1 pseudogene is annotated in these 333 nt (G+C 43.8%); it reads left to right on the top strand.

Annotation, left to right across the window (positions count from 1 at the left end):
• A pseudogene (locus DXB63_RS17720) lies at positions 1-333 on the top strand (IS66 family transposase); the annotation flags it as partial.

The raw sequence follows: 333 nt of genomic DNA, 5'->3' as shown, positions 1-333 counted from the left end.
CCTTGAGCTTCGGGAAATCACTCCGGAGCCTTGGTTTGATCCCTATTCGGATATGACAACAGAAGAAAAGTCCAAACTGATAATAGAGTTAATGAGTTCCCAAAAATCCGATCGGGAACGCATCGATTCTTTGATGGATAAATTGGACAGGATGACAGAGAGCCAACTTGCCGCCAATGAAGCTTCCACGCTTCTTCGCGGGCAGTTATCGGAATTGATGAATCTTTTGAAAGACAAGGAAGATGCTTATCGCCTCCTGCAAAGTGAAAAAGATGCTTTGGCCGAGCAATTGAAAGTCAACCGAAAGACGATGTACGGTTCAAAAAGTCAAAA

It is taken from the genome of Bacteroides sp. OM05-12 (assembly GCF_003438995.1).
Classification (GTDB): Bacteria; Bacteroidota; Bacteroidia; order Bacteroidales; family Bacteroidaceae; genus Bacteroides.
The sequence above is the reverse complement of the archived record's forward strand: the minus strand, read 5'-3'. Positions and strand labels throughout refer to the sequence as shown.